A 20776-nucleotide genomic window follows, 5' to 3' on the forward strand; every position below is an offset into this window, starting at 1 on the left:
TGGGGCCATGGCAGGTAAGCCCCGCAGCACCACGTCGGCTCGGCCGCGGGCGGGATCGGCGCGGGGGAGGGCTCCCCGATCCGGTTCCGCGCCCGCCGCTTCCGGGGTGCCGCGGCCCGCCGCGCCCGCCCCGAGGACGCGCAGCGCGCCCCGCGCGGGCGCCACCGCGCGGGCAGGCGCCACCGCCCGCTCCGGCGCGGCAAGGCGCCCCGCCAAGCGCCAGGCGGGCGCCCGCTCCAACACCGCCCCGCTCGCCGTCTTCACCCGCGCCGTCACCGGCGGCTGGGGCGTGCTGGCGCGCGGCGTCGGCGCCGCCACCCGCGCGGTGAGCAAGGCGGGCGACATCGACCACGGCCACCGGCGCGACGGCATCGCGCTGGGGCTGCTCGCCTTCGCGGTCGTGGTGGCCGCCGCGGTCTGGCTCTCCGCGGGCGGCCCGGTCGGCCGCTGGGTGGAGACGGTGATCCGCGCGGTCGGCGGCTCGGCCTCCGCCGCGGTCCCGTTCGCCGCGGCGGCCGTCGCGGTGATCCTCATGCGCACCGAGCCGCGGCCGGAGATCCGCCCCCGCCTCCTGCTCGGCGGGCTCATGGTCGGGCTGCCCTTCCTCGGCCTCTGGCACCTCGCGGCGGGCGCCCCCACCGACGCGCACGGCCGCTCCCGCGCCGCGGGGTTCCTCGGCTTCGTGGCGGGCGGCCCGCTCGGCCAGGGGCTCACCGCCTGGCTGGCCACCCCGATCCTGGTGCTCTGCATCGCCTTCGGCGTGCTGCTGCTGACCGGCGTCACGGTGCGCGAGGTGCCCGAGGTGCTGCGCCGGTACTTCGGCACCCAGTCCGGCGGCGACGAGTACGCCGACTACGACGCCGCGCACCCCTTCGACGCCGGCTACGGCACGCTCGACCCGCCCGGCTACGACGACCCGCCCGCCCGCCCGCGCCGCAGGCGCCGCGGCACCCCGGCGGAGAACTACCCGACCGACGAGTTCCCCGGCTCCGACTCGCCCACCGAGCTCATCGGCGAGCCCCCGCTGCGCGATGCCAAGCCGCTGGAGCTGCCGCTCGACCCGGAGCCGGAGCCCGCCCCGAAGCCCGCGCGCAAGCGTCCGGTGCCGACGCCGGTCGATCAGACCCCGCCGCCCCCACCGGAGCCGGAGTTCGTCACCGACCGGGTGATCGAGGGCGACTACGTGCTGCCCCCGCTGTCCCTGCTCACCGACGGTGAGCCGCCGAAGAAGCGGAGCGCCGCCAACGAGTCGATGATCGAGGCGATCACCGAGGTGCTGGTGCAGTTCAAGATCGACGCGGCGGTCACCGGCTTCGTCCGCGGCCCGACCGTCACCCGGTACGAGGTGGAGCTCGGCCCCGGCGTGAAGGTCGAGAAGATCACCGCGCTGGCCAGGAACATCGCCTACGCCGTCGCCACCGAGAACGTCCGGCTGCTCGCGCCGATCCCGGGCAAGTCCGCGGTCGGCATCGAGGTGCCGAACTCGGACCGCGAGCTGGTCCGGCTGGCCGATGTGCTCAAGGCGGGCTCCACCCGCAACGACCACCACCCGCTGGTGATCGGGCTCGGCAAGAACATCGAGGGCGAGTTCGTCTCGGCGAACCTCGCCAAGATGCCGCACCTGCTGGTCGCGGGCTCCACCGGCTCCGGCAAGTCGAGCTTCGTGAACTCCATGCTGGTCTCGCTGCTGCAGCGGGCCACGCCGGAGGAGGTGCGGCTCATCCTGATCGACCCCAAGATGGTCGAGCTCACCCCCTACGAGGGCATCCCGCACCTGATCACGCCGATCATCACCCAGCCCAAGAAGGCCGCCGCCGCGCTGGCCTGGCTGGTCGAGGAGATGGAGCAGCGCTACCAGGACATGCAGGCCAGCAAGGTCAGGCACATCGACGACTTCAACCGCAAGGTGAAGTCCGGCGCGATCACCGCCCCGCTCGGCAGCGAGCGGGTGTACCGGCCGTACCCGTACATCCTGGCCATCGTGGACGAGCTCGCCGACCTCATGATGACCGCACCGCGCGACGTCGAGGACGCCATCGTCCGGATCACCCAGAAGGCCCGCGCCGCGGGCATCCACCTGGTGCTGGCCACCCAGCGGCCCTCGGTGGACGTGGTCACCGGCCTGATCAAGACCAATGTCCCCTCCCGGCTCGCCTTCGCCACCTCCTCGCTCACCGACTCGCGCGTCATCCTGGACCAGCCCGGCGCGGAGAAGCTGATCGGCATGGGCGACGGGCTCTTCCTGCCGATGGGCGCGGGCAAGCCCACCCGGCTGCAGGGCGCCTACATCTCCGACGAGGAGATCTACGGCGTCGTCGAGTTCACCAAGAACCAGGCCGCGCCGGAGTACACCGAGGGCGTCACCGCGGCGAAGGCGGGCGAGAAGAAGGAGGTCGACCCGGATATCGGCGACGACCTCGACGTGCTGCTGCAGGCGGTGGAGCTGGTGGTGACCTCGCAGTTCGGCTCCACCTCCATGCTGCAGCGCAAGCTGCGGGTCGGCTTCGCCAAGGCGGGCAGGCTGATGGACCTCATGGAGACCCGCGGCGTCGTCGGGCCCAGCGAGGGCTCCAAGGCCAGGGACGTGCTGATCAAGCCGGACGAGCTGGACGGGGTGCTGCTGGCGATCCGCGGCGGCGATCCGGAGCCCGCCGACCCGGACTGAGGTGTACCGTCCACTGTGACGAACCACCCGGTTCAGCCCCGGTGCGGCAAACCTCGGACAATTCGGGCATGCTGGGTGCCATGACTGAAGCCGTCGACAGGACCCGCGCATGCAGGTGACCGGACTCGTTTGGGCGATCACCATCGTGGTGATCCTGGGATTGTTCGTCTTCGACTTCTTCGCGCACGTACGCACGCCGCACGAGCCGACCTTCAAGGAGTCGGGCTTCTGGTCCGCCTTCTACATCGGCATCGCGCTGCTCTTCGGCGGCGTCGTCGCCTGGCAGTGGGGCGGCACCTACGCCGGGGAGTACTACGCGGGCTTCGTCACCGAGAAGGCGCTCTCGGTGGACAACCTGTTCGTCTTCCTGATCATCATGAGCACCTTCGCGGTGCCACGGAAGTACCAGCAGAAGGTGCTGCTCATCGGCATCGTGCTCGCGCTGGTCATGCGCGGCGGCTTCATCGCCGTCGGCGCGGCCGCGATCAGCGCGTTCAGCTGGGTGTTCTACCTGTTCGGCGCCTTCCTCATCTACACCGCCGCCAAGCTGCTCAAGGACAGCGGGCACGAGGTGGAGGTCGAGGAGAAGCGCGACTCGATGATCGTCCGGCTCACCAAGAAGGTGGTGCCGACCACCGACGAGTACCACGGTGACAAGCTGATCGCCCGGATCGACGGCAAGCGGGTGGTCACCCCGATGCTGCTGGCGCTGCTCGCCATCGGCTTCGCCGACCTGCTCTTCGCGCTCGACTCCATCCCGGCGATCTACGGCCTCACCGAGCAGCCGTACCTGGTCTTCACCGCGAACGCCTTCGCGCTCATGGGGCTGCGCCAGCTCTACTTCCTGATCGGCGGCCTGCTGGACCGCCTCGTCTACCTCTCCTACGGCCTGGCCGCCATCCTGGCGTTCATCGGCGTCAAGCTGGTGCTGCACGCGCTGCACGAGAACACGCTGAGCTTCATCAACGGCGGCGAGCACGTCGCGGTCCCCGAGATCTCGACCCCGCTCTCGCTCTCGGTGATCCTCGGCATCCTGGTGATCGCCACCGTGGCCAGCCTCATCCGCACCCGCGGCTCCGCCAAGCCGCGGACCGAGGCCCCGGAGTCCGTGGAACAGCCGAAGTAGGTTCCGGCGGGGGCCGGATCCAACACCCGGCCCTCCCGGGCAGTCGAGCGGGCGCTACCTCTACTCCGAGAACGCCCCGAGCACCGGCAACCACTCCACGACGCGCACCGCGTCGATCAGCTCCTCGCGCGCGAACGGATCCCGCTCGAGCAGATCCCGCAGCTCCCCTTCGCTGTCGACCCGGAAGAGCAGCAGCGCCCCGGACCCATCCGGGTACGGCCCACTGGTCAGCAGCGTCCCGGCGTCGACCAGCGCCCCCAACCAGTTCCGATGCTCCGCGCGATGCACATCGCGCCCTGGCACGGTGGCATCGGAGTAGGTGTAGTGCACGGCGAAGGTCGGCACGGCAGGGTTCCTCTCAATCCAGGGTCAGCAGCATCCGAGTATTGCCGAGCGTGTTCGGCTTCACGTAGCTGAGGTCGAGGAACTCCGCGACACCGGTGTCGTACGACCGGCACATCTCCGCGTACACCTCGGCCGTCACCGGCGTCCCGTGGATCTCCACGAACCCGTGCCCCGCGAAGAACGGCACCTCGAAGGTGAGCACGAACACCCGCCGCAGCCCCAGCTCCCGCGCCACCTCGACCAACCGGCGCACGATGAGCTTGCCCACACCGTGCCCCTTGACGCTCGGGTGCACCGCCACCGTGCGCACCTCGCCGAGGTCCGCCCAGAGCACGTGCAGCGCGCCGCAGCCGACCAGCCGCCCGTCCAGCTCCGCCACCCAGAACTCCTGGACCGCCTCGTACAGCGTCACCAGGTTCTTCTCCAGCAGGATGCGGCCCGCGTAGACGTCGATCAGCTCCTTGATCGCAGGCACGTCCGCGGTGCGGGCTCGGCGCACGACCACGGCGGAAGCGGGCGCGCCCGAGGGCGCGACGGTGTTCGCGTCGCTGGTGGAGCCACCGAGTGGTGCCCGAGAAGTCATGGGGTGAACAGTAGCGGGGGCGGTTACCGATAGGCTGAGGCTGTGCCGCGCATCCGATTCGTCCGCTCCCGGTATCGCCGCGTGCGATCCGCGGGCCGGAGGCCGTCGTGAGCGCGCAGCCCGAGGAGATCGACCGGGGGTGGAGCGGCCCCGTCGTCGGCCCCGCCTACCAGCGCGCGCCGCAGGACGGCCACCTGCCGCACGAGCCCGCCGTGCCGCTGATGAACATCGCGAACATCCTCACCATGGCGCGGCTCGCGATCGTCCCGCTGTTCGTGCTCGCGCTCTTCGCCGCGGACGGCCACGACCCCGCCTGGCGGGTCGGCGCCACCGTGCTCTTCGCGGTCGCCGCCATCACCGACCGCTTCGACGGGCAGCTGGCCCGCAAGTACGGCCTGGTCACCGACTTCGGCAAGCTCGCCGACCCGATCGCGGACAAGGCGCTGGTCGGCGCCGCGCTCATCGGCCTCTCCGTCCTCGGCGACCTGGCCTGGTGGATCACCATCGTGATCTGCGCCAGGGAACTCGGCATCACGCTGCTGCGGCTGGTCGTGGTCCGGCGCGGGGTGATCCCGGCCGGGCGCGGCGGCAAGCTCAAGACGCTGGTGCAGACGCTGGCCATCGGCGTGCTGCTGCTGCCGCTCAGTGGCGGCTTCGAGACCGCCGGGATGGCGCTGATGTACCTCGCGGTGCTGCTCACCGTCGCGACCGGGCTGGACTACGTGGGTCAGGCGGTGCGGGTCTGGTTCGCCGGGCCGGGGCGGGCGAAGGAGTCGTGACCGCCGATCCGCTGGCGGATACCGGGGCAGTCGAGCTGGTGGCCGCGCTGCGCGGCGCCGGGCAGACCGTCGCCGCCGCCGAGTCGCTGACCGCCGGGCTCTTCACCGCCGCGCTCGCCGGGGTGCCCGGCGCGAGCACCGTGCTGCGCGGCGGGCTCGTGGTCTACGCCACCGACCTCAAGCACACCCTGGCCGGCGTCGACGCCGAGCTGCTGGCCGGGCTCGGACCGGTCGCCGCAGGCACCGCCGAGCAGCTCGCGGTCGGCGCCCGCACCCGCTGCGGCGCGGACTGGGGCGTCGGGCTGACCGGGGTGGCCGGGCCGGACCCGCAGGGCGGGCAGCCGGTCGGCACCGTCTTCCTCGCCGTCGCCGGGCCCGGGCACACCGCCACCCAGCGGTTGAAACTCGACGGTGACCGGTGGACCATCAGAATCGGTGCGGCGCGCGCGGCGGTCGACGAGTTGCTGCGCACGGTGCTCGCCGCCGAACGGCCCTGACGCCGGGGCCGGGAAAGCGGTGGTGACCCGGGAGAACCCCGGCGGATCCGACCTGCGAAATCCGGGTGAACCCGGAGCGGGCGCGGGAACCGATCGGCCCCGCGGCGCGTTGTGCCTGTGAACGATGTGCGCCGGAGGTCCGGCCGCGCCGCCACCGGCTCCGCGAGCCGCGCGGGGGAGGTGGCGGTCGGGGTGCGAGGAAGAGGAGTGCGAGATGACGCTGCTGCGAGAGGCCATCGGGGACAGTCTGCGGCGTGCGCGGCTCGCGCAGCACCGCACCCTGCGCGAAGTCTCCACCTCGGCCCGGGTCAGCCTCGGCTACCTCTCCGAGGTGGAGCGCGGGCGCAAGGAGGCCTCCAGCGAACTGCTGGCCGCCATCTGCTCGGCGCTGGACGTGCCGCTCTCCCGGGTGCTCTGGGATGTGAGCACGATCATGGCCGATGCCGACGGCTTCGGGCCGCTGGAGCCGGTGCTCTCCGGTGCCCCCGCCGCCGAGCGGGGTGCAGCGGGCCACGAGGCCGACCGGAGCCGCGAGCCCGCGGGCGTCGGCGACGCCGGGGAGCGCGGTACCGAGGCGGCCGCGGCCGCCTCGGCGGGAGCCATGTCCGCCGCAACCGCGGTACCGGTCGACGGGCCCGCGGCGGCGGAGCGGGTGACGCGGGAACCGATCGGGTCGGACGAGGCGGTTCCGGTTCCGGCCGGGATCGGCACCGGCCCGGACGCGGTCGGCGCGCCCGCCGCGGGCGAGGTGTCGGATGCGGGCGCGATCGTGCCGGGCAGCGTGGTGGTGACGCCGGGCGCGGGCCGCCCGCTCCCGGTCGAGACCAGGATCGTGATCCCGGCCCCACGCGGCGAGACCCGCGCGCTGGTGCACAGCTGGTGACCGGCGGCGCACGCTGCGCGCGGGAGCGCCCAGCGACTAGATTCGGGGGGCCCGGCCTCGGTGGATCCGGGCGGCACATGGTGGAGGATAGAAACCGACAACGGGTGCGTGACGGTCGCGCACCGCAGCCGCGTCGCGACGTGGCGCGTCAGATGGAGGCGGGATCAACCGATGGCTAATCCGTTCGCGAAGGCCTGGAAGTACCTGATGGCGCTCTTCGACTCCAAGATCGAGGAGCACGCCGACCCCAAGGTCCAGATTCAGCAGGCGATCGAGGAGGCCCAGCGGCAGCACCAGGCGCTCTCGCAGCAGGCCGCATCGGTGATCGGCAACCAGCGCCAGCTGGAGATGAAGCTGAACCGGCAGCTCGACGAGGTCGAGAAGCTGAACGCCAATGCGCGGCAGGCGGTTCTCCTCGCCGACCAGGCCATCGCCGCGGGCGACACCGAGAAGGGCGTGCAGTACACCAACGCCGCCGAGGCGTTCGCCGCCCAGCTGGTCACCGCCGAGCAGTCGGTGGAGGACCTCAAGGTGCTGCACGACCAGTCGCTGCAGGCGGCCGCGCAGGCCAAGAAGGCGGTCGAGCAGAACGCCATGCTGCTGCAGCAGAAGGTCGCCGAGCGCACCAAGCTGCTCAGCCAGCTGGAGCAGGCCAAGATGCAGGAGCAGGTCTCGGCCTCGCTGCAGCAGATGGACTCCACGCTCTCCGCGCCGGGCAGCACGCCGAGCCTGGACGCCGTGCGGGAGAAGATCGAGCGCCGCTACGCCAACGCGCTCGGCGCCGCCGAGCTCGCGCAGAACTCGGTGCAGGGCCGGATGCTCGAGGTGCAGCAGGCCAGCGTGCAGATGGCCGGGCACAGCAAGCTGGAGCAGATCCGCGCCTCCATGCGCGGCGACGCGCTGCCCGCCGGCGGCGCCGCCCCCGCCGTCGGCCAGGGCCAGCCGCAGCCGAACCCGGCCGTGCAGCAGGCCGACCTGAACAAGGGGCAGACCGCCCAGCAGTGAGTGCGCAGGCCCCGCCCGCGCCGTGGAACGAGAAGGGGAGGCCCGTCCGATGAGCCGCCAGCAGCCCGAGCCGGGGACGTGGCTCGGCCGCGTGAAACCCGCCACCGCGCAGCACGTCCCGGCGCCCGCGGCGGCGACGCTGCGGGACATCGGGGAGCACGCGCTGGTGGCGGTGCGGCGCTGGGCCGACCCGCGGGAACGCGAACTGCGCAGGCGCCGCCGGGCCCGGCGCACCAGCCTGCGGCTCGGCACCGCGGGCGGGCTCACCACCGTCGGCGCCGTCGGGCTGGTCGTGCTCTCCGCGCCGGTCTGGGCCGTGGTCGTGCTCGGCGGCGGCGCGGTCGCGCTGGTCACCGGCGGCGCGATCAGCGCGCGGCGCTACCTCCGGCTCCGGCAGCTCCCGCTGCCGCAGGCCGCCTACCAGCCGCGCAAGCTACCGCCGCTGCGCTCCGCCGCCCGCACCGCGGCCGCCAGGCTGGACCGGGCCGAGCGGGCGCTGCACGCCCTCGTCACCCAGATCGCCCGCACCGGCAGGCTCCCCCTGGACGAGCTCGCCGACCTGCGCGAGACCGCGGGCTCCGGCGCCGCCGCGCTCGCCGCCCTGATCACCGACGTGCAGGCCATGGAGCAGGCCGCTGACGCCATCGGCCAGGCCAACCCCGCCACCGCGGGCTCGCTGCGCGAAACGGTCCGCGCCGCGGTCGCCAGGCTGGACGCCGGGGTGGCCGAGTACGAGCAGCTGGTCGCCGCCGCGGGCGGGTTGCTGGCCGTCCCGGAAACCGGTGTCGTGCACTACAACTTCGACCTCATCGTCGCCGACCTCAGGCACGCCGCGGACCGCCTCGACGGCTGGGCGCAGGCGCTCACCGAGCTCGCCGACGACGCCCGCGCCCCGCTCCCGCCGCACGGCCGCTGACCCCGTCCCGGTGTGCAGGCGCCTGCTTCCGGCGCCGGGGCGGACCGGTCGCGAAAGCGCCTCGGGCGGTACCATTTCGGCCACCGGGGGGTGATGTCCCGACGCTCGGCGACGCGCGGAAGCCGCGTCGCTGCCGGGCATTTGCCGGGGAGGGTGTGTAATGTGCTGTCTCCGAACGGTTCTGGTAGAAGGACAGGGAAACTATGGCGCAGCGGGTGGTCGTGACGACGGTCGACGATTTCGACGGGGAGTCGGCGGCCGACGAGACCATCGTGTTCGGCCTCGACGGAGTCACCTACGAGATCGACCTGTCGACGGCGAACGCCGAGCGCCTGCGCGCCGAGGTCGAGGAGTGGGTGCGGCACGCCCGCCGGGTCGGCGGCAGGCGCAGGCGGGCCGGGGAGCAGGGCGCCACCGGCAGGTCCGGTGAGGACGCCACCGCCGTCCGCCGCTGGGCCAGGGACAACGGATTCGACATCTCCTCGCGCGGCCGGGTGCCGGACGAGGTGGTCGCGGCCTACCGGGCCGCGCACCCCGCGCGCTCCTGACACCGCCGCGCGGCCCGGAGTCGGTATCCTCCGCTGGGGAGGAGGTCGTGTCGTGGTGCTGCGCCCTGGCGAGGTATTCGCCGGTTACCGCATTCTGGGCAAGTTGGGGGCGGGCGGGATGGGGGCGGTGTACCTCGCCCAGCATCCGCGGCTGCCGCGGCGGGACGCGCTGAAGGTGCTCGATCCCGGGCTCGGCGCCGACCGCGAGTTCCGGGCCAGGTTCGAACGCGAGGCCGATCTGGCCGCCCGGCTGGAACACCCCAACGTGGTCGCCGTCTACGACCGGGGCGCGGAGGGCGAGACGCTCTGGATCGCCATGCGGTACGTGGACGGGGTGGACGCCGCCGAGCTGATCCGGCGCGGCCCCGCCGAGCTGCCGCCCGCGCGCGCCGTGCGGATCGTCGCGGCCGCCGCGCGCGGGCTGGACGCCGCGCACCGGCACGAGCTGCTGCACCGGGACGTCAAACCGGCCAACATCATGGTCGCCGTCGACGACGAGGGGAACGACGTCGTCCGGCTCACCGACTTCGGCATCGCCAGGCCGCTCGACGCGCCGACCTCGCTGACCGTCACCGGGTCGGTGCTCGCCACCTTCGCCTACGCCGCGCCGGAGCTGCTCACCGGCGGGCAGGTGGACCGGCGCGCCGATGTCTACTCGCTCGGCTGCACGCTCTTCGAGCTGCTCACCGGGGGCAAGCCGTTCGGGTCGCGGCAGCCCGCCGCCGCCATGGCGGCGCACCTCTTCGAGCCGCCGCCCGCGGTCTCCGCGCTGAACCCCGCGCTGCCCGCCGCGCTGGACGGGGTGATCGCGACGGCGATGGCGAAGGAGCCGGACGAGCGGTACGCGAGCTGCGGGGCGCTGGCCGATGCGGCGCTCGCCGCGCTCGGCGGCGCGGGGGAGGGAAGCGGTCCCGCGGGCTCCGGCGGGGCTGCGGGGCCGACCGGCGGTGCCGGTTCACCGGTCGCAGGCGGCGCCGCGGTCGCCTCGGCCTACCCCGCCGCGCACGGTCACGCTGCCGCGGGATCGCGGAGCGGCGCACCGGGTCTTGCTGCGAGCGGCGCTCCGAACCATCCCGGTGTGGTCGCCCCGGGGGGCCCGCCGCTGCCCGGTAGCCAGGCGGCCTTCGCCGGCGGGCCGAACCGGGCTCCCGGTGCCGCGCCCGCCCGGCGAAGCATGGTGCCCGTGGTCGCGGGCGTCCTCGCGGTGCTCGGCGTCCTGGCCGCGACCACACTCGTGGTCCTGAACCGCGCCGACCTCACCGGCACCGCGGCCCCCGCCACGCCGACCACCGCGCGATCGACCACCACGCCGACCACCCGCCCGCCCACCACCTCGGCGCCCCCGGCCACCTCCGCGTGGGGCACTGCCGCCTACATCGCTGCCGCCTTCCCCGGCCTGGTCCCGGCCGACCCGCTGGGCACCGGCTACCTCGGCATGCGCTGCGCGCTGAACGACGACCGCGGCGCCTGGCTGCACTGCCCGCCCGCCACCGACGACGGCATCTACGTCAATATCCGCTGCGACCCCGACCGCGGACCGGTCACCTACACCAGGGAGACCGTCGGCTACGCCGACCCGCGCGAGGAGCGCTGGACCAGGCCGAGCGGCAGCGGCAGCGTCCGCTACGCCACCGACAGCATGTCGGGCTCCGGCCTGCTGGACATCGCCTTCGACGACCCGAGCCGCAACTTCTGCACCGTCGGCGCCTCCGGCGGCCGCGGCGGCCGGGACGTCTACGACCGCTGGTTCGCCGGCGCCCCGCTCTGAGGAGATCCGCCCCATGACGCTGACCCCGGGCACGGTTTTCGCAGGCCACCGCATCGAACGCAGGCTCGGCGCCGGCGGCATGGGCACCGTCTACCTGGCCAGGCACCCGCGGCTGCCGCGCTCGGTGGCGCTCAAGGTGCTCGACCCGGTGGCGGGCGCCGATCGTGAGTTCCGGGCCAGGTTCCGGCGCGAGGCGGAGCTGGCGGTGCAGCTCGACCACCCGAACATCGTGGAGATCTACGACCGCGGCGCCGAGGACGACCTGCTCTGGATGTCCATGCGCTACGTCGCCGGGCCGGACGTCGCCGAGCTCATCCGCGCCGCGGGCGGCAGGCTCGACCCGCGGCGCGCGGTGCAGATCCTCACCCAGGCCGCCGCCGGGCTCGACTCCGCGCACCGCCGCGGGTTGCTGCACCGCGACGTAAAACCCGCCAACCTGCTGGTCGCCGACGACGACGGGGCGGACCACGTCTTCGTCACCGACTTCGGGATCGCGCGCAGCCGCACCGACGACAGCGGGCTCACCGAGGCGGGGGCGCTGATCGCCACGCTCGGGTACGTGGCGCCGGAGCAGATCCGGGGCGAACCGCTCGACCACCGCGCCGACATCTACGCGCTCGGCGCCACGCTGTACCAGATGCTCACCGGCGCGCTGCCGTTCGCCCGCAGCACCCCCGCCGCCGTGCTCGGCGCGCACCTCATGGAGCCGCCGCCGCGCCCCTCCGCGGTGGTGCCAGGGCTCCCGGTCGGGCTGGACGCGGTGCTCGCCACCGCCATGGCGAAGGACCGCGAGCAGCGCTTCCCCGACTGCCGCTCGCTCGCCGCCGCCGCGGGCGCCGCGCTCGACGCCGTGCTCTCGCAGGCGGTCTCGCCGCTCGCGGGCGCACAGCTGCTTCCTGGCGGACCCGCCCCCAGCGACCCCACCCTGCTCCGTCCGCAGCCGACCGGCACGCTCCCCGGCAGTTCGGGTCCGCCACCGGCCGGGCCCGGACCGCGAGCGGTCGCGCCGTTCGGTGGGGGAGCGGCGCAGCATTCCGGCCCCCGCCCCGCGGTCGGCGGCCCGCACCAGCGGAAGAACGTCCTGGCGAGCACCTGGTTCCGCGCGGCGGCGGCGATCGCGGCGGTGCTCGCGGCCGGCACCGCCGTCACCCTCGCCGTGGCCCCGTCGACCGTCACCGGCATCGGCACCCCGGCCGAACCCACCGCCACCAGCGCGACCACCACCGCCCCACCGCCGACGACGACCCCCACCGCGACGACCCGCCCGACCAACCCCGCCTGGGGCCGCGACGCCGAACTCGTCGCCCTCTTCCCCGGCCTCCTCCCGCCCGACCCCGGCGCCACCGGCTACCGCGGCGCCCGCTGCACCAGCATGAACGTGCTGAACAACGGCGGCGCCCCGGCGCTGGAGTGCGCGCAGGACGACGGCGTGAAGTACTACGTCTGGTCCTACCGCCTCGGCGACCCGCGCCGGGACTCCGACTTCACCACCAATATCGAGAACGCCACCACGCGCGAGGAGCCGTGGACCCGCCCGTCCGGCACCGGCCGGGTGCGCTGGAGCCACTACCCGGGCGCCAACACCGGCATGCTGACGGTCAAGTTCGACGACCCGGCCCGCGCCTGGGTGGTCATCGACGCCAACTGGGACTTCCACACCGGCGACGACCTGTACCGGCAGTGGTGGCCGGAGCTGCCGCTCTGATCAGCGGGGTGCCGCCGCCTCGGCGCTGCCCGGCCGCCCGCCCGCGTCCGCCGTGCCCGGCGGGTCCGGCCGCCAGGCCTCGCGCACGCCGGGCACGCCGTTCTCCACCACGTACGCGGCCCTGGTCTCGATCGGCGCGCCGCGCCTGCGCACGTACGGCAGCACCCGGAAGTCGGTGCGCCACAGCTCGTGGTCGAGCTCGACCCGGACGTAGCCGCGCTGCCCGTTGAAGAACTTGATGTCCGGGTTGGCGTCCAGCATGGTGCGCCCGCGCGGGGTGAGGTCGGCGCCGTCGCCGCCGCTGGTGATCGAGGTGCCGGTGAACTCGGCCGACACCACCGGCGAGTCCGGGTCGCCGTGGTCGCGGCGCAGGTCGGCGGCGTGGTTCTCGTGCCGGTCGCCGGTGATCACCACCATGTTCCGCCCGCCCAGCCGCTCGGCGGCGCCGAGCACGGCGGCCCGGTCGGCGAGGTAGCCGTCCCACGGGTCGGTCGGCATCGCGACACCGGGGCCGGTGTCCATGTCGGTGCGGCTCATCCCGACCTGGTTGCCGAGCACCTGCCAGCGCGCGGGCGAGTTCGCCAGCCCGTCCAGCAGCCACTCCCGCTGCCCGGCGCCGAGGATGGTGCGCTCCGGGTTCGCGCGCTCGTCGCAGCCGACCACCACGTTGCCGTCGCCGCAGGCCTGCGCGGTGCGGTACTGCCTGGTGTCGAGCATGGTGAAGTCGGCGAGGTCGCCGAAGCGGTAGCGCCGGTGCAGCAGCATGGACGGGCCGTCCGGCAGCTGCGCCAGCCGCAGCGGCTGGTGCTCGTACATGGCCTGGAAGGCGGCGGCCCTGCGCCGCAGGAAGAGCGGCCGCAGCCGCTGCACGGTGACGCCGAGGCCGGGCGCGTCGCCCGCCCAGTTGTTGTCCACCTCGTGGTCGTCCATGGTGACCAGCCAGGGGAACGCCGCGTGCGCGGCGCGCAGCGGCGCCTCCGCCTTGGCCTGCGCGTACCGCAGCCGGTAGCCGCGCAGGTCCACCGCCTCGCCCTCGAACTGCGGCTCCCAGACCTCGTGCCCGACCCGGCCGCGCAGCCACCCCATCTCGTAGATGTAGTCGCCGAGGTGCACGACCAGGTCCAGCTCCTCCCGGCTCATGTGGTCGTAGGCGGTGAAGTAGCCGGAGGTCCAGGACTGGCAGGAGGCGAAGGCGAAGCGCATCCGGGCCAGCCGCTGCCCGAGCGCGGGCGCGGTGCGGGTGCGGCCGACGGGGGAGAGCGCCGAGCCCGCGCGGAAGCGGTAGTAGTACCAGCGGTCCGGCTCCAGCCCGCTGATCTCGGGGTGCACGCTGTGCCCGAGGTCGCGGCTCGCCACCGCCGTGCCGCGGGCGACGACGGTGCGGAACTGCTCGTCGTGCGCCACCTCGTAGTCCACGCTGACCGGGGCCAGCGGCATCCCCGCCAGGCCGTCGGGGGCGGTGGGGTCGGGGGCGAGCCTGGTCCAGAGCACGAAGCCGTCCGGCGTCGGATCGCCGGAGGCGACGCCGAGCGAGAAGGGGTCGCCGAGCCAGCGCGGCGCCGGGAATCGGGCACTGCTCGCCGCCGCCGTGCCCGCCAGCACCGCTACCAGGGCGGTGCCGCCGAACCGCCCGAACTGTCGACGCGAGATGGCCACCCCGTCAGGGTACGTGCGGAGCGGGCTGCGGGCCCGCTCGGTGGCAACCCCGAAATCTACCCTGATATCAGCTTTCACCTGCTGTTTCATCGCCGTTCGGCTGCCATGCTCGAAGCAGGACGAGCCGAAGGAGACGAAAAGCAATGGTGTGGAAGATCATCGGAGTGGTGGCGCTGGTGTGGATCGCGGTCGCGATCATCGGGGCGCTGCTGGAGGGGCTGTTCCCGCTGCTGGTGCTCGGCGTGATCGTCGGCGGGCTGTACCTGCTGTACCGGGCGGTGACCGACAAGAGCGACAACACGATCAGCAAGCTGTAGCTTCGGCGGTATGCGGCAGGTTCCGGAGGACTGGCAGCGCGGCCTGGTGATCGCGGCCCACCCCGACGACATCGAGTACGGGGCGGCCGCCGCCGTCGCCCGGTGGACCGGGCAGGGCAAGGACGTCAGGTACCTGCTGGTCACCAGCGGCGAGGCCGGGATGGCCGGGGTGCCGCCCGCCGAGGCCGGGCCGCTGCGCGAGCGCGAGGAGCGGGCCGCGGCCGCCGAGGTCGGGGTGCGCGAGGTGGAGTTCCTCGGCTACCCCGACGGCCGGATCGAGGAGAGCCTCGCGCTCCGCCGCGACCTGGCCGCCGCGCTCCGCAGGCACCGCCCCGAGCTGGTGGTGCTCATGCACTTCGGCCCGGTCTGGGCACCCGGCTACCCGAACAGTGCCGACCACAGGGCCACCGGCCGCGCGGCGCTGGACGCCATCGCCGACGCGGGCAACGAGTGGATCTTCCCCGAACTCGCCGAGCTGCCGCCGTGGACCGCGCGCTGGGCCGCCGTCTACGAACCCGGTGGCGACCACGCGGTCGACGTCACCGAGGTCATTCCCCGGGCGCACGCCTCGCTCGCCGCGCACCGGCGCTACCTGGAGGTGCTCGCGCCGGGGCGGCCGGTGGCCGAGCAGGTCGCCGAGATCGTCGAGCAGGGGACCGGGCCGCGCGCCGACTTCCCGGCCGCGCGGGCGGTCGGCTTCACGCTCTACCACTTCCGCGACTGACCAGGAACGGGCCGTGTGGCAGGGTGGGCGGATGCGCGTAGCCGTCGTGGCCGGACCCGACCCGGGACATGCCTTCCCCGCGCTGGCCCTGTGCGCCCGGCTCCGCGCCGCGGGCGACGAGCCGGTGCTCTTCACCGGCCCGCGCTGGTTCGACACCGCCGCGGCCGCGGGGATCACGGCGCGGCTGCTCCGGGGGCTGGCGCCGCGCGCCGTCGACGACGACGCCGACGCGGGCAGGCGGATCCACGAGCGCGCCGCGCACATCTCCACCGAGCTCCTGCCCGACCTCCGCGGCATGCACCCCGACCTGGTCGTCTCCGACGTGCTCACCGCGGGCGGCGGGATGGCCGCCGAGCGGCTCGGCGTGCCGTGGGTCGAGCTCTCGCCGCACCCGCTCTACCTGCCGTCGGCGGGGCTGCCGCCGATCGGCAGCGGGCTCGCGCCCGGCACCGGGGTGCGCGGCCGGGCCAGGGACGCGGTGCTGCGCGCGCTCACCGCCCGCGACATCAGGGCCGGGCACCGGCAGCGCGCCGCGGCCCGCGCCGGGGTCGGGCTGCCCGCAGCGGATCCCGGCCCCGCCGCCCGGCTGATCGCCACCCTGCCCGCGCTCGAGGTGCCGCGGCCGGACTGGCCTGCGCACGCGCACGTGGTCGGGCCGCTGCTCTGGGAGCCGACCGACGCCGTGCTGGCGCCGCCGCCCGGCACCGAGCCGCTGGTCGTGGTCGCGCCCTCCACCGCGCACACCGGGGTCGCCGGGATGGTGGAGACCGTGGTCGAGGCGCTGGACGGCGCCGGGGTGCGGGTCGCCGTCTCCATGCTGGACACCCCGCCGCCCGGGCTGCCCGCCTGGGTGCGGGCCGGGCTCGGCAGGCAGGACGTGCTGCTGCGGGAGGCCGCGGTGGTGGTCGGCGGCGGCGGGCACGGGCTGCTGGCCAAGAGCCTGCTCGCCGGGGTCCCGGTGGTCACCGTCCCCGGCGGCGGCGACCAGTGGGAGCTCGCCAACCGCGCGGCCAGGCACGGCAGCTCGCTGATCGTCCGGCCGTCGACCGCCGCCGCCGTGCGGGCCGCGGTGCTGCGGATCCTGGCGGAACCCGGCTTCACCGCCGCCGCCGAGGCCGCCGCGGCGGGCATCGCCGAGGTCGCCGACCCGGTCGCGATCTGCCACGGTGTGCTCGACCGGGCCGCGGTGCGCTGAGCGCCGGACGGTTGCCGGGTGCGGACGCGGGCGCCGACCTCGCCCGCCGGGCGGGCGCGGCGCGGGCGTTCGGCGGCCCCGGTATCTTCGGCACGGTGCGGTTGACCGAATTCTCCGAACTCCTGCACACCGAATTCGGTGTGGCCAGGGGCGACACACTCCTCACCGACCACGTGATCCTCGCGCTCGGCGGGCGCACCGGCGCGCAGGCCATCGAGGCGGGGGTCGACCCCCGCGAGGTCTGGCGCGCGCTCTGCGCCGAGTTCGACGTGCCGCGCGCCCGCTGGTGATTCCCCGGTCGGCGGGGCGACTTGACTCGAACACCTGTTCGTCTAGGCTGGGCGCCAGAACTTGTCGGTGCCGCGCTCTAGTGTGGGCGCCAACCACGAGGAAGCGCTTCTTCTCCGCCTGAGCCGGAGCGCCGACCACATCAGCTTCCCGAGTGAAGGGGATCGACATGGCACCACAGGCTTACGACCGCGACAAGGCCCTGGAACTGGCGCTCGCCCAGGTCGAGAAGAGCTTCGGCAAGGGTGCGGTCATGCGGCTCGGCGAGGAGGCGCGGCAGCCCATCTCGGTGATCCCGACCGGCTCCATCGCGCTGGACGTCGCGCTCGGCATCGGCGGGCTGCCGCGCGGCCGGGTCGTCGAGATCTACGGCCCGGAGTCATCGGGTAAGACGACGGTCGCGCTGCACGCGGTGGCCAATGCCCAGGCCGCGGGCGGCGTCGCCGCCTTCATCGACGCGGAGCACGCGCTCGACCCGGAGTACGCGAAGAAGCTCGGCGTCGACACCGACGCGCTGCTGGTCTCCCAGCCGGACACCGGTGAGCAGGCGCTGGAGATCGCCGACATGCTGGTGCGCTCCGGCGCCATCGACATCATCGTCATCGACTCGGTCGCCGCCCTCGTGCCGCGCGCCGAGATCGAGGGCGAGATGGGTGACAGCCACGTCGGCCTGCAGGCCAGGCTGATGAGCCAGGCGCTGCGCAAGATGACCAGCGCGCTCAACAACTCCGGCACCACCGCCATCTTCATCAACCAGCTGCGCGAGAAGATCGGCGTCATGTTCGGCTCGCCGGAGACCACCACCGGCGGCAAGGCGCTCAAGTTCTACGCCTCGGTCCGGCTCGACGTGCGCCGCATCGAGACGCTCAAGGACGGCAGCGACGCGGTGGGCAACCGCACCCGCGTCAAGGTCGTGAAGAACAAGGTCTCGCCGCCGTTCAAGCAGGCCGAGTTCGACATCCTGTACGGCCAGGGCATCTCCAAGGAGGGCTCGCTCATCGACATGGGCGTCGAGCACGGCTTCATCCGCAAGTCCGGCTCCTGGTACACCTACGAGGGCGACCAGCTGGGCCAGGGCAAGGAGAACGCCAGGAAGTTCCTGCTGGAGAACATCGACGTGCGCGACGAGATCGAGAAGAAGATCAAGGAGAAGCTCGGCATCGGCGCCGATGTGACCGCCGCCGAGGGCGCCGAGGTGCCCGCCGATTTCTGAGCCGGGTCGCAACCGCCGCGCCGGACCCGATCCGGTGGACGAGGTCCGGCGGCGGTTGCGGGAACTGGAGCACACGCCAGGGGGGAGCGATCTTCCGCCGGACGGCCGCGGTGGTGCCGGCCGTCGGCGGGCGGGTCCGGTGGCGGCCGGGCCCGGGCGGGAGGAACCCGCGCCGTCCGGCTCCGGCCGCGCGGCGCAGGGGGGTGCCCCGCAGGGTGGGACGGTCGAGCAGGCGAAGGAAGCCTGTCTTCGCCTGCTCGCCGTCCGCGCTCGCAGCCGCGCCGAACTGGGGCAGCGGCTCTCCGCCAAGGGGTTCGACGCCGAGGTGACGGCGGTCGCGATCGACCGGCTCGCCGAGGTCGGGCTGGTCGACGACGCCGCCTTCGCCGAGCAGTGGGTGCAGTCCAGGCACACCTACTCCGGGAAGGGGCGGGCCGCGCTCGCCCAGGAGCTGCGCCGCAAGGGCGTCGCACCGGAGACCGCCGCCGCCGCGCTCGACGGCATCAGCGGCGACGACGAACAGGAGCGCGCCGCCGAACTGGTGCGCCGCAAGCTGCGCAGCCTGCCCGCGAGCGTCGACCGCGACACCGCGCTCCGCCGCCTCGCCGGCATGCTCGCCCGCCGCGGCTACCCCGCCTCCGTCGCCTTCCCCGTGGTCCGCGCCGAACTCGACGCCGCCGGATACGCGGGCGGCTCCGAACCCGGGGACGACTGAACTCGTTCCGCCGCTGCGGCACGCGCGGGCCAGGCCGCCCGCCAGGTGCCGACCGGCGACGAATCCGGAACGGGCACACCACGATTGTGGCGCACCCGGGCCCCTTCGGCGGCACCATTGCACGGCCGCTCACGCCGAAGGCCCGCCGGCACGGTGTGCGGGCGGGCCCCGATGCGACCCGCCGGACGGGCGGGCCACCGGCGACTACTTCTTCGTGATGTCGACACCCGGCGCGGCGTCGGTGACGATCGAGTCGGCCGCGAGCACCGTGCCACCCTTGCGCTTGCGGGTCCGCAAGCGCCGCTCGACCTGGGTGGCGACCCAGGTGAGGGCGCTGTTCAGCAGGATCATGACGAGCGCGACCACCATGAGCGCGGGGATCGTATTGCTGTCCGCCGAGCCGAGCTGCTGCCCGGAGCGCACGATCTCGACGTAGGTGATCTGGTAGCCGAGCGCCGAGTCCTTGAGCGCCACCACCATCTGCGAGATCAGCGCGGGGAGCATGGCGGTGATCGCCTGCGGCAGCAGGATCAACCGCATGAGCTGGTTCTTGCGCAGCCCGAGCGCCACCGCCGCCTCGGTCTGCCCGCGCGGCAGCGACTTGATGCCCGCCCGCACGATCTCCGCGATCACCGACCCGTTGTAGATGGTGAGCGCGGTGACCACCGCGGCCAGCGCCAGATCCTCCGAGGCGAACAGGTTGTACTCGGCGAAGACCGCGAACAGGAAGATCATCAGGATCAGCACCGGAATGGCGCGCGACACCTCGACGACGACGCTCGCGAACCAGCGCACCGGCCGGTGCTCGGAGAGCCGCAGGATGCCGAAGAGCATGCCGAGCACCAGCGCGAGCACGATGGAGAGCACCGCGGCCACGATCGTGCCCTGCAGGCCGGGCAGCAGGTAGGTCTCCCACACCGCGGCGTCCAGGAACGGCGTCCACTTGTCCGCGGCGAACTGGCCCTTGTCCGCGAAGGCGGAGATCGTCAGCCACAGCCCGGCGGCGACGAGCACGACCACCACCGCGGTGACGATGTGGTTGCGCAGCCTGGCCTTGGGGCCGGGGGCGTCGAACAGTACCGAAGCCGCGGCGCTCATCGGGCCACCTCGAATCGCTTGGCCAGCCAGCCGAAGAACAGGCCGGTGGGCAGGGTCAGGATCACGAAGCCGAGCGCGAAGATCGCGCCGATCGCCAGCAGGTCGGCCTCGGTTTCGTTCATGGTCGCCATCAGCGCGGCAGCCTCGGCGACGCCGATGGCGGAGGCGATGGTGGAGTTCTTGGTGAGTGCGATCAGCACGCTGCCCAGCGGGGCGACCACCGCGCGGAAGGCCTGCGGCAGCACGATCAGCCGCAGGTTCTGGGTGAACCCGAGCCCGAGCGAGCGGCCCGCCTCGGACTGCCCGAGCGGCACGGTGTTGATCCCGGACCGCAGCGATTCGCAGACGAACGCGGCGGTGTAGACGCTGAGGCCGACGATGGCCCAGCGGAAGTTGATGGCGTTCAGGGTCTCGCCGCCGAGCGTCAGCCCCATGGTGGAGTACAGCCCGAGCGAGCAGAAGACGATGATCAGCGTGAGCGGAGTGTTGCGGATCAGGGTGACGTAGGCGGTGCCGACGCTGCGCGCGACCGGCACCGGCGACACCCGCAGCGCGGCGACGACGGTACCGAGGACGAGGGCGCCGACGGAGGAGAGCAGGGTCAGTTGGATGGTCACCCAGAAGGCGTCCAGTATCTGTTCGTCGTACCGCGAGATCAGATCGAACACGAGCGCGCGTCCCTTGCGATCGAGGATGGGCGGGGGAACACGACGGGGGCGGCCCGGCAGACCGAGCCGCCCCCGCCGAGTG

At 73.6% G+C, this 20776-nt stretch carries 20 protein-coding genes and 1 pseudogene; 16 read left to right on the plus strand and 5 right to left on the minus strand.

Going from position 1 to position 20776, the window contains the following annotated elements; all coding sequences use genetic code 11:
- Window positions 1–7: 7 nt before the first annotated feature.
- Window positions 8–2665 carry a DNA translocase FtsK gene (locus tag ACFUUZ_RS23940; protein WP_378699789.1) on the plus strand — a complete coding sequence of 886 codons (2658 nt, stop codon included), beginning with the start codon at window positions 8–10 and terminating at the stop codon, window positions 2663–2665.
- Window positions 2666–2774: 109 nt separating this feature from the next.
- Window positions 2775–3791 (plus strand): TerC family protein, encoded by a 1017-nt coding sequence (locus ACFUUZ_RS23945; RefSeq protein ID WP_378699791.1) that lies wholly within the window; start codon window positions 2775–2777, stop codon window positions 3789–3791.
- 60 nt (window positions 3792–3851) lie between these two features.
- On the opposite strand, the gene ACFUUZ_RS23950 is transcribed toward ACFUUZ_RS23945, so the two are convergent.
- Both ACFUUZ_RS23950 and ACFUUZ_RS23955 read right to left on the minus strand, forming a co-directional pair.
- On the minus strand, window positions 3852–4136 hold the full coding sequence (locus ACFUUZ_RS23950) for a YciI family protein (protein WP_378699793.1): 285 nt from the start codon (window positions 4134–4136) through the stop codon (window positions 3852–3854).
- A 13-nt stretch (window positions 4137–4149) separates the two neighbouring features.
- Window positions 4150–4719: an amino-acid N-acetyltransferase gene (locus tag ACFUUZ_RS23955; protein WP_378699795.1), complete on the minus strand. Its 570-nt coding sequence runs from the start codon at window positions 4717–4719 to the stop codon at window positions 4150–4152.
- Window positions 4720–4940: 221 nt separating this feature from the next.
- Here ACFUUZ_RS23955 and pgsA point away from each other — a divergent pair, with 221 nt between their 5' ends.
- The 8 genes and pseudogenes from pgsA to ACFUUZ_RS23995 all read left to right on the plus strand — a co-directional run bounded on the left by pgsA (window position 4941) and on the right by ACFUUZ_RS23995 (window position 12820).
- A complete protein-coding gene (gene pgsA / locus ACFUUZ_RS23960; protein WP_378699847.1) occupies window positions 4941–5498 on the plus strand; it encodes a CDP-diacylglycerol--glycerol-3-phosphate 3-phosphatidyltransferase in 558 nt (185 codons plus the stop codon).
- A complete protein-coding gene (locus ACFUUZ_RS23965; RefSeq protein WP_378699797.1) occupies window positions 5495–5995 on the plus strand; it encodes a CinA family protein in 501 nt (166 codons plus the stop codon). Before pgsA ends, ACFUUZ_RS23965 begins: the two co-directional genes overlap by 4 nt.
- Window positions 5996–6209: 214 nt before the next feature.
- Window positions 6210–6429, plus strand: a pseudogene (locus tag ACFUUZ_RS23970) (helix-turn-helix domain-containing protein); the annotation flags it as partial.
- 620 nt (window positions 6430–7049) lie between these two features.
- A complete protein-coding gene (locus ACFUUZ_RS23975) occupies window positions 7050–7883 on the plus strand; it encodes a PspA/IM30 family protein (protein WP_378699799.1) in 834 nt (277 codons plus the stop codon).
- 49 nt (window positions 7884–7932) lie between these two features.
- Window positions 7933–8799, plus strand: coding sequence for a hypothetical protein (locus tag ACFUUZ_RS23980; RefSeq protein ID WP_378699801.1), 867 nt, complete (start codon window positions 7933–7935; stop codon window positions 8797–8799).
- A 203-nt stretch (window positions 8800–9002) separates the two neighbouring features.
- On the plus strand, window positions 9003–9347 hold the full coding sequence (locus tag ACFUUZ_RS23985) for an Lsr2 family protein (protein ID WP_378699803.1): 345 nt from the start codon (window positions 9003–9005) through the stop codon (window positions 9345–9347).
- Between the two features lie 52 nt (window positions 9348–9399).
- Complete coding sequence (locus ACFUUZ_RS23990; protein WP_378699805.1) at window positions 9400–11115, plus strand: serine/threonine-protein kinase; 1716 nt, start codon at window positions 9400–9402, stop codon at window positions 11113–11115.
- 13 nt (window positions 11116–11128) lie between these two features.
- Entirely contained in the window at window positions 11129–12820 is a 1692-nt protein-coding gene (locus ACFUUZ_RS23995) for a serine/threonine-protein kinase (RefSeq protein WP_378699807.1), read from the plus strand.
- Here ACFUUZ_RS23995 and ACFUUZ_RS24000 read toward each other — a convergent pair whose 3' ends face one another.
- Window positions 12821–14476 (minus strand): alkaline phosphatase D family protein, encoded by a 1656-nt coding sequence (locus tag ACFUUZ_RS24000; RefSeq protein WP_378699809.1) that lies wholly within the window; start codon window positions 14474–14476, stop codon window positions 12821–12823. It abuts the gene before it with no gap.
- Window positions 14477–14619: 143 nt separating this feature from the next.
- Here ACFUUZ_RS24000 and ACFUUZ_RS24005 point away from each other — a divergent pair, with 143 nt between their 5' ends.
- From ACFUUZ_RS24005 to recX, 6 genes are all read left to right on the plus strand, one after another.
- Window positions 14620–14793, plus strand: a complete 174-nt coding sequence (locus ACFUUZ_RS24005) for a hypothetical protein (protein WP_378699811.1) — start codon at window positions 14620–14622, stop codon at window positions 14791–14793.
- Between the two features lie 10 nt (window positions 14794–14803).
- On the plus strand, window positions 14804–15517 hold the full coding sequence (locus ACFUUZ_RS24010; protein WP_378699813.1) for a PIG-L deacetylase family protein: 714 nt from the start codon (window positions 14804–14806) through the stop codon (window positions 15515–15517).
- 31 nt (window positions 15518–15548) lie between these two features.
- Window positions 15549–16712 carry a glycosyltransferase gene (locus ACFUUZ_RS24015; protein WP_378699815.1) on the plus strand — a complete coding sequence of 388 codons (1164 nt, stop codon included), beginning with the start codon at window positions 15549–15551 and terminating at the stop codon, window positions 16710–16712.
- Between the two features lie 95 nt (window positions 16713–16807).
- On the plus strand, window positions 16808–17002 hold the full coding sequence (locus tag ACFUUZ_RS24020; protein ID WP_378699850.1) for a DUF3046 domain-containing protein: 195 nt from the start codon (window positions 16808–16810) through the stop codon (window positions 17000–17002).
- Window positions 17003–17169: 167 nt separating this feature from the next.
- Window positions 17170–18213, plus strand: coding sequence for a recombinase RecA (gene recA / locus ACFUUZ_RS24025; protein WP_378699817.1), 1044 nt, complete (start codon window positions 17170–17172; stop codon window positions 18211–18213).
- 139 nt (window positions 18214–18352) lie between these two features.
- On the plus strand, window positions 18353–18928 hold the full coding sequence (gene recX, locus ACFUUZ_RS24030; protein ID WP_378699819.1) for a recombination regulator RecX: 576 nt from the start codon (window positions 18353–18355) through the stop codon (window positions 18926–18928).
- 204 nt (window positions 18929–19132) lie between these two features.
- Here the strand turns inward: recX and ACFUUZ_RS24035 are convergent, their stop codons facing one another.
- Complete coding sequence (locus ACFUUZ_RS24035; RefSeq protein ID WP_378699821.1) at window positions 19133–20026, minus strand: amino acid ABC transporter permease; 894 nt, start codon at window positions 20024–20026, stop codon at window positions 19133–19135.
- Window positions 20023–20694: an amino acid ABC transporter permease gene (locus ACFUUZ_RS24040; protein WP_378699823.1), complete on the minus strand. Its 672-nt coding sequence runs from the start codon at window positions 20692–20694 to the stop codon at window positions 20023–20025. The genes ACFUUZ_RS24035 and ACFUUZ_RS24040 overlap by 4 nt, the downstream gene beginning before the upstream one ends.
- Between the last annotated feature and the right edge of the window lie 82 nt (window positions 20695–20776).

Source organism: Nocardia sp. NPDC057353 (assembly GCF_042667085.1).
Taxonomy (GTDB): Bacteria; Actinomycetota; Actinomycetes; order Mycobacteriales; family Mycobacteriaceae; genus Nocardia.

Excerpts from the sequence above, each read along its gene's own strand:
- ACFUUZ_RS23940 (WP_378699789.1), top strand. The coding sequence starts at position 8 with ATGGCAGGTAAGCCCCGCAGCACCACGTCGGCTCGGCCGCGGGCGGGA.
- ACFUUZ_RS23945 (WP_378699791.1), top strand. The coding sequence starts at position 2,775 with ATGCAGGTGACCGGACTCGTTTGGGCGATCACCATCGTGGTGATCCTG.
- ACFUUZ_RS23955 (WP_378699795.1), bottom strand. The coding sequence starts at position 4,719 with ATGACTTCTCGGGCACCACTCGGTGGCTCCACCAGCGACGCGAACACC.
- pgsA (WP_378699847.1), top strand. The coding sequence starts at position 4,941 with ATGAACATCGCGAACATCCTCACCATGGCGCGGCTCGCGATCGTCCCG.
- ACFUUZ_RS23975 (WP_378699799.1), top strand. The coding sequence starts at position 7,050 with ATGGCTAATCCGTTCGCGAAGGCCTGGAAGTACCTGATGGCGCTCTTC.
- ACFUUZ_RS23980 (WP_378699801.1), top strand. The coding sequence starts at position 7,933 with ATGAGCCGCCAGCAGCCCGAGCCGGGGACGTGGCTCGGCCGCGTGAAA.
- ACFUUZ_RS23985 (WP_378699803.1), top strand. The coding sequence starts at position 9,003 with ATGGCGCAGCGGGTGGTCGTGACGACGGTCGACGATTTCGACGGGGAG.
- ACFUUZ_RS23995 (WP_378699807.1), top strand. The coding sequence starts at position 11,129 with ATGACGCTGACCCCGGGCACGGTTTTCGCAGGCCACCGCATCGAACGC.
- ACFUUZ_RS24005 (WP_378699811.1), top strand. The coding sequence starts at position 14,620 with ATGGTGTGGAAGATCATCGGAGTGGTGGCGCTGGTGTGGATCGCGGTC.
- ACFUUZ_RS24010 (WP_378699813.1), top strand. The coding sequence starts at position 14,804 with ATGCGGCAGGTTCCGGAGGACTGGCAGCGCGGCCTGGTGATCGCGGCC.
- ACFUUZ_RS24015 (WP_378699815.1), top strand. The coding sequence starts at position 15,549 with ATGCGCGTAGCCGTCGTGGCCGGACCCGACCCGGGACATGCCTTCCCC.
- recA (WP_378699817.1), top strand. The coding sequence starts at position 17,170 with ATGGCACCACAGGCTTACGACCGCGACAAGGCCCTGGAACTGGCGCTC.
- ACFUUZ_RS24035 (WP_378699821.1), bottom strand. The coding sequence starts at position 20,026 with ATGAGCGCCGCGGCTTCGGTACTGTTCGACGCCCCCGGCCCCAAGGCC.